This window comes from Klebsiella sp. Ech2A (assembly GCF_030078455.1).
In the GTDB taxonomy this organism is placed as follows: Bacteria; Pseudomonadota; Gammaproteobacteria; order Enterobacterales; family Enterobacteriaceae; genus Klebsiella; species Klebsiella terrigena.
The window spans coordinates 22,271-29,131 of the sequence record NZ_JAQGFU010000044.1; the positions used below are offsets into that span (position 1 = coordinate 22,271).

Here is a 6,861-nt window from a genome sequence, read left to right on the forward strand (position 1 = left end):
TATGGCATCCTTGAAAGATGTGGCAAAACTGGCAAACGTCTCTCTGATGACGGTCTCACGGGCGCTGAATAGCCCGGAGCGCCTGAAGCCAGAGACTCTGGCTCGCGTTCAGGCCGCCATTGAACGGACCAACTACGTCCCCGATCTCTCCGCCAAAAAAATACGCGGCGCCCACGCCACGCCAAACACCATCGGGGTTCTGGCGCTGGATACCGTCACCACCCCCTTCTCGGTGGAAATTACGCTCTCAATCGAAGAAACCGCGCGGGCGCATGGCTGGAACAGCTTCGTAGTCAACATGTTTTCCGACGATAGCCCGGACACCATCGTCGACCTGCTGCTCTCCCACCGGCCGGACGGGATTATCTACACCACCATGGGGCTGCGCCAGGTGCCTCTCCCGGCCAAGCTGCTGACAATCCCCTGCGTGCTGGCCAACTGCGAAAGCCTGCACGACCCGGTGGCCAGCTATATTCCGGACGACGAGCAGGGTCAGTATGCGGCGGTGCAGGCCCTGCTGGCGGCGGGCTATCGCCGTCCGCTGTGCCTGCATCTGCCGGCGAAGCATCTGGCGACCGTGCGCCGACGCCAGGGGCTGGAGCGCGCCTGTCGGGAAGCGGGTCTCGATCCGCATACGCTCGAACACGGCTATATGGAGTATGGCGATGAGCACTATTGCGACATCCCGGCGATGCTGCTGGCAAACATTCGCGCGGGTAAGCCGCAGTTCGATGCGGTGATTTGCGGTAACGATCGCATCGCTTTCATGGTCTATCAGACGCTGCTGGCGCAGGGCCTGCGCATTCCGCAGGACGTGGCGGTGGTCGGTTACGATAATATGGTCGGCATTGGCGATCTGTTTTTACCGCCGCTCTCAACGGTGCAGCTTCCGCATTATGAAATAGGGCGCCTGAGCGCCCTGCATATTATTAACGGCGACAGCCATCGGGATACGGTGCGGGTTGCCAGCCCCTGGCTGCCGAGGGAGTCGCTATAGTCAGTTACCGATATCGCGCAGCTTCTTGCCGGACATCAGGTTGCGCTCGATGTGCTCAAGGGTGACGTTTTTGGTTTCCGGGATCAGCCAGAAGGTCACTCCGATAAAGGCGACGTTGAGCGCGGTATAGAGCCAGAAGGTGCCGGCGGCGCCAATCGCGTCGAGCAGCGTCAGGAAGGTGGCGCCGATAATCATATTCGACACCCAGTTGGTGGTGGTGGAGCAGGTGATGCCGAAGTCGCGGCACTTCAGCGGCTGAATTTCCGAGCACAGGATCCACACCACCGGGGCGGCGCTCATGGCGTAGCCGGCAATACACATCATGGTCATGCCGACGGAAAGCCAGGACAAGCCGCTGGAGGCGGTGCCGTTATCAAACTGCATCAGGCAGTAGCCGAGCACCAGCGTGCCCAGCGCCATCACGCTAAAGCCAATTTTCAGCGCCGGTTTACGCCCGGCCTTGTCCACGGTGAACACCGCAATAAAGGTGGCAAACATAAAGGTCAGGCCGACGACGAGGGTCGCCATCATCTGCTGCTCGGTGGTGGTGAAGCCCGCCATTTTAAAAATACGCGGCGCGTAGTACATGATGATATTCATCCCGGTGAACTGCTGCATCGCCTGCAGCAGCATGCCGAGGAACACCGCCCGACGGACGTTGCGGTTGATCTTAAACAGCGCCCAGCCGCCCTGCTTGAGCTTCAGGCTTTCGCGAATTTCATTGAGCTCGTCCCGGGCTTTCTCCGAGGTATCGCGCAGCATGCGCAGCACCTCTTCCGCCTCGACGTGGCGCCCCTTCTCCGCCAGCCAGCGCGGGCTGTTGGGCAGGAACACGACCAGAATAATCAGCAGGACCGCAGGCAGCGCCAGTACTCCCAGCATGGCGCGCCAGTTGCCGCTGTAGCTAAACGCCGTATCGGATAAAAAGGCCATCACGATGCCCAGCGTCACCATCAGCTGATACATGCTTATCATCTTCCCGCGGACATTTTCACTTGCCATTTCAGAGAGATAAAGTGGTGCGGTGTAGGAGGCGATCCCGACGGCAACGCCGAGGAGAACCCTCGCCAGCAGCAGGACCTCCACGCTGTTAGCAAAGGCGGAGCCGATGGATCCGGCAACAAAAAGTATTGCCCCGACCATCAGGCTGTATTTACGCCCGAGGCGGAAAGAGAGCCAGCCGTTGAACAACGCGCCGACGGCGGCGCCCAGCATCATGCTGCTCACCACCCACTCCTGCAGGCGGCTGGATAAGGCAAAATGATCGGTAATAAAGGGCAACGCCCCGGCAATCACCCCGATATCGAGGCCAAACAGGAGTCCGGCCACCGCGGCGGCAATGGAGACAAACTGGTTCATGCGCCGGGTATCGCGCTGCGTACGCGGCATTAACGTAGAGTCATTATTAATTGAGGTCATTTTTCCCTGCCAGAACATAGTAAGACGTGATGAGAAAGTACGGGATCGGCGGGGCAATGTGTCAGGGTGGAGATGCCAAAGATATGGACTAATTAGCTACCAGTCATCGTTTTGTGATGGACATTCAACTTTCATAGCGGCGCGAAAATTTATCACCCGCAGATAAAAACCCAATATTCATGCGATTAATCGCCACGCTATAACCAATTAATATGGATTATTTTCATTTATCGATATGGACAATTAATGTTCACGCATAAAAAAACCTGCCGTTTTTGGCAGGTTTTTATTCGGCAAAGCGGGAAATTAGCGCGCCAGCCAGCCGCCATCCACCGCCACGGTATAGCCGTTGATGTAGTCAGACGCGCTGGAAGAGAGGAACACCACCGGCCCCATCAAATCGCTCGGCAAACCCCAGCGGCCCGCCGGAATACGCTCAAGAATTTCGGCACTGCGCTGCTCGTCGGCGCGCAGCTGCTGGGTATTGTTGGTCGCCATGTAGCCCGGCGCGATAGCGTTAACGTTGATGTTGTGCTGCGCCCACTCGTTAGCCAGCAGGCGGGTCACGCCCATCACGCCGCTTTTTGAGGCAGTGTAGGAAGGCACGCGAATACCGCCCTGGAAAGAGAGCATGGAGGCAATGTTGATGATTTTGCCGCCGTTGCCCTGGGCAATGAAGTGCTTCGCTGCCGCCTGAGACATAAAGAACACGCTCTTGATGTTCAGATCCATCACGTCATCCCAGTCCTTTTCGCTGAACTCAAGGGCATCCTGACGGCGGATCAGGCCGGCGTTGTTGACCAGAATATCGATATGGCCAAATTCAGCGACGGCGCGCTCCAGCAGCTGCGGGATCCCCTCAATCTGGCGCAGGTCGGCGGTCAGGCTCAGAAAACGACGGCCCAGCGCGGTGACGCGCTCAATCGTCTCCGTTGGCTCAACAATATTGATACCGACAATATCGCAGCCCGCTTCCGCCAGCCCTACCGCCATGCCCTGGCCCAGCCCGGTGTCACATCCGGTCACAACGGCCACTTTACCCTGGAGAGAGAATGTATCGAGTATCATACCTGGTTCCTTTATCTTTCAGATAGCCCGTACTACACAGGCGAGGTTCTATAGGTTCGACCGGCTGCTTGCGCTGGCCATTATGGTAGAAGAACTCTCTGGGGCTGGCCCATCATAAAAATAAAACAGAGTTCCGTTTTTCAAGTGAACCCATCTTATCTCCGGGCAGGGTCATTTTCAATTATTATTAAAACATCGTTTCAATTTATAGCGAAGCAAATGTTAAAAATGCAAATCAGATCACGAAGCGCTGGCCCGACCTGAAACAATAAAGAATGAAATTCATTTAAATACAAAGCATTATATCAACTTAGAAAATCATCATCAGATCGCAGAAAGTCGGCATAAAAACAAAGTTCCCTCTTCATGCCGCTGCCTGTAGGCAAAAAAGTGCGATCCAGAGCAGGAAGTTATTGCGAACTGCGCTCGCCATCACAAATAATGAAACGATGTTTTGATAAATTAACACCTATCTTTTAAATCAAACTCATCTGCTCACACGCCCCTCAGGGAGGCGGCAGCGCAGGAAGGAAAAGGAGCACATCATGGCTAAAGGCATGCGGGTAAAACTCAACTATGAAGTCAGCCGCGATCCCGATACCGGGGCAGAGGTCACCCGCTTAACCCCTCCGGAAGTGACCTGCCATCGTAACTATTTCTATCAGAAATGCTTTTTCAACGACGGTAGCCACCTGCTGTTCGCCGGTGAATTCGACGGGCACTGGAACTACTACCTGCTGGATATCGCCGCGGCCGAAGCCGTCCAACTAACCGAAGGGGCCGGCGACAACACCTTCGGCGGCTTCCTCTCGCCGGACGATACCTCCCTCTATTACGTTAAAAACGACCGCACGCTGCTGGAAGTTAACCTCACCACCCTGCAGGAGCGCGAAGTCTATCGCGTTGCCGACGAGTGGGTGGGCTACGGAACCTGGGTCGCCAACAGCGACTGCAGCAAGCTGGTCGGCATTGAGATCGCCAAAAGTGACTGGACGCCGCTCAACGACTGGCAGACCTTCCACGACTTCTTCCATAAGGGCCCGCGCTGCCGCCTGCTGGGCGTCAATTTGCAAACCGGTGAAAGCCGCACCATCCATGAAGAGAAAAACTGGCTGGGCCATCCTATCTATCGGCCGTTTGATGACAACACCGTCGCCTTCTGCCACGAAGGCCCGCACGATCTGGTTGATGCCCGCATGTGGATGGTGAATGAAGACGGCAGCGGCGTACGTAAAGTCAAAGAGCATGCCGAGGGCGAAAGCTGCACCCACGAATTCTGGGTGCCGGACGGCTCGGCGCTGATGTACGTCTCCTACCTGAAGGGCCAGCAGGGACGCACCGTTTACCGCTTTAATCCGGATAGCGGCGTGAACGAAGCGCTGATGCAGATGCCCGCCTGTTCGCATCTGATGAGTAATTTTGACGGCACGCTGCTGGTGGGCGACGGTTCCGGTACCCCGGTAGACGTGAAGGATACCAGCGGCTATGCCATCGATAACGACCCCTATCTGTACGTTTTCGACGTGGCGAAGCGGGCCTTCTTCCGCGTTGCGCGTCACGATACGTCGTGGGCAACCATCGCCAACAGCCGCCAGGTGACCCATCCGCACCCCTCCTTTACGCCGGACGATAGCGCGATCCTGTTTAGCTCCGATAGGGACGGTAAACCGGCTATCTATATCGCGAAGCTCCCCGAGCAGCGCGAGATGCTGCAGGCATAACCTGTTGTAACCTGAGTTTGATTGCGTACTTCTGTAACTGGCCTTGCCCTCCTTAATGGAGGGCTTTTTTTTGGCCCGCAGCCGGCTCTATTCAGGCGAACAGGGATCGGTGAAGCGCACGCCCGCGCGAGCAGGCATTCATCATTAACAGAGGTTCACGGCGGGGGAACGGCAAAACCCCGGCTAACTGCGCCGGGGTCAACGGTGAGGCTGTTGTTTATATCAGAAGGTGTACGCCACGCCTACGCGGAAGCGGGTCTGGCGGTCGCTGCGGTCGTTGACGCCAACGTTACCCACCTCGCCGTAGGGCGCCCAGTTCTTATCCAGCTTATAGGCCAGCTTGACGTTATATTCCTGGGAGTAGGGTTTATTGTCATTACGGTTTACGCCTTCGCTACTGCGGGCATAAACGTAGTTCAGCTCGGTACGCCAGTCGCCCATCACGAAGCCGGCCCACGCATCGCCGCGGTTAACTTTATCGTCCTCTTTGCCCGCGCTTGCCGGATAGCGGGTGTAGTCGTAACGGTAGCGGGCGGCAACGTAGAAACCGTTATCGAAGCTGTACTGCACGCGCAGGTTCGGCTTATAAATTGAGCGGCTGTCGTTACTTTCAATATTGAAGCCCGGGGTGACGGAGAAATTCTTGTTCGCCTTCCACTGCCAGCTGATGGTTTCTTCATGCCCGTTACCGACGAAATCAGCGAAAGGCTGATCGGTGTTATCCCCTCCTGACTTCCACTTTGCCTCGACGGAGAAACCAAAGCCGTTGGCGAAGCGGTGCGACACGGAAACGCGGTCGGCGTTGGTTTTATCGGTTTTACCGCCGTCGATGAATTCATGACGCAAATCCACCGTTACGGCTGAAGCAGAAAAAGACGCGGCGCAGAGAGCAGCAAGGGCCAGAGATCGTGCAAACATAGGGTACCCCTCAAAATTAAAATTATGTTTCTATTTTATGAAACTGCATTTTATTTTTTAAGAGATGATGTTTTAGTGATCGAGATCGTAATTATTTGTTTCAAAAAACATGGCACATGAAGACGTGACAAAGCTCAACAAATAAGGCGGCTATTGGCCCTTTTTGCTGAGAACTAGCGCGGAAATCGTGCTTAGCACAAATAAAAAAGCCCCCTGGTGGCAGGAGGCTAAGAAGGGAAAACGCTTTTTGGGGGCCGCTACGCTCGCTCCACCGCCAGCGCGACGCCCTGGCCGCCGCCGATGCACAGCGTGGCCAGCCCTTTGCGGGCGTCCCGCTTGATCATCTCGTGGACCAGCGAAACTAAAATGCGGCAGCCGGAAGCGCCGATCGGGTGGCCGAGGGCAATGGCGCCGCCGTTGACGTTTACCCGTCGCTCGTCCCACTCCAGCACCCTGCCCACCGAAATCGCCTGCGCGGCAAACGCCTCGTTGGCTTCAATAAGGTCCACCTCGTCCAGCCGCCAGCCCGCTCTTTCCAGACAGCGGCGGGTCGCATGTACCGGCGCAATGCCCATTAGCGCCGGATCGACGCCTACGCTTGCGAACGCGCGGATCCGCGCGAGGATCGGCAGACCAAGCTCCAGCGCCTTCGCCTCGCTCATCATCATCACCGCCGCCGCGCCGTCATTAATGGTTGAGGCATTGCCGGCGGTCACCGAACCCAGGCGGTCGAAGGTC

General features: G+C 56.6%; 6 protein-coding genes. 2 read left to right on the plus strand and 4 right to left on the minus strand.

What is annotated here, in order from left to right; translation table 11 throughout:
• The first annotated feature begins 1 nt into the window (after position 1).
• Positions 2-997: a LacI family DNA-binding transcriptional regulator gene (locus PFH44_RS11050; RefSeq protein ID WP_283825024.1), complete on the plus strand. Its 996-nt coding sequence runs from the start codon at positions 2-4 to the stop codon at positions 995-997.
• On the opposite strand, the gene araE is transcribed toward PFH44_RS11050, so the two are convergent.
• Both araE and kduD read right to left on the minus strand, forming a co-directional pair.
• On the minus strand, positions 998-2,416 hold the full coding sequence (gene araE, locus PFH44_RS11055) for an arabinose-proton symporter AraE (protein ID WP_045857390.1): 1,419 nt from the start codon (positions 2,414-2,416) through the stop codon (positions 998-1,000). It abuts the gene before it with no gap.
• 306 nt (positions 2,417-2,722) lie between these two features.
• Positions 2,723-3,484 (minus strand): 2-dehydro-3-deoxy-D-gluconate 5-dehydrogenase KduD, encoded by a 762-nt coding sequence (kduD, locus tag PFH44_RS11060; protein ID WP_045857388.1) that lies wholly within the window; start codon positions 3,482-3,484, stop codon positions 2,723-2,725.
• Positions 3,485-4,029: 545 nt separating this feature from the next.
• On the opposite strand from kduD, the gene PFH44_RS11065 reads away from it, so the two are divergent.
• Positions 4,030-5,205: an oligogalacturonate lyase family protein gene (locus PFH44_RS11065; protein WP_283825025.1), complete on the plus strand. Its 1,176-nt coding sequence runs from the start codon at positions 4,030-4,032 to the stop codon at positions 5,203-5,205.
• A 222-nt stretch (positions 5,206-5,427) separates the two neighbouring features.
• On the opposite strand, the gene PFH44_RS11070 is transcribed toward PFH44_RS11065, so the two are convergent.
• Both PFH44_RS11070 and PFH44_RS11075 read right to left on the minus strand, forming a co-directional pair.
• Positions 5,428-6,123 (minus strand): porin, encoded by a 696-nt coding sequence (locus PFH44_RS11070; RefSeq protein ID WP_045857384.1) that lies wholly within the window; start codon positions 6,121-6,123, stop codon positions 5,428-5,430.
• 257 nt (positions 6,124-6,380) lie between these two features.
• Positions 6,381-6,861, minus strand: a 481-nt coding sequence (locus tag PFH44_RS11075) for a thiolase family protein (RefSeq protein ID WP_463671543.1), incomplete at its 5' end; no start/stop codon positions are given.

Bases quoted from the DNA above. Each gene is read 5' to 3' on its own strand.
- PFH44_RS11050 (WP_283825024.1), top strand. From the start codon at position 2: ATGGCATCCTTGAAAGATGTGGCAAAACTGGCAAACGTCTCTCTGATG.
- araE (WP_045857390.1), bottom strand. From the start codon at position 2,416: ATGACCTCAATTAATAATGACTCTACGTTAATGCCGCGTACGCAGCGC.
- kduD (WP_045857388.1), bottom strand. From the start codon at position 3,484: ATGATACTCGATACATTCTCTCTCCAGGGTAAAGTGGCCGTTGTGACC.
- PFH44_RS11065 (WP_283825025.1), top strand. From the start codon at position 4,030: ATGGCTAAAGGCATGCGGGTAAAACTCAACTATGAAGTCAGCCGCGAT.
- PFH44_RS11070 (WP_045857384.1), bottom strand. From the start codon at position 6,123: ATGTTTGCACGATCTCTGGCCCTTGCTGCTCTCTGCGCCGCGTCTTTT.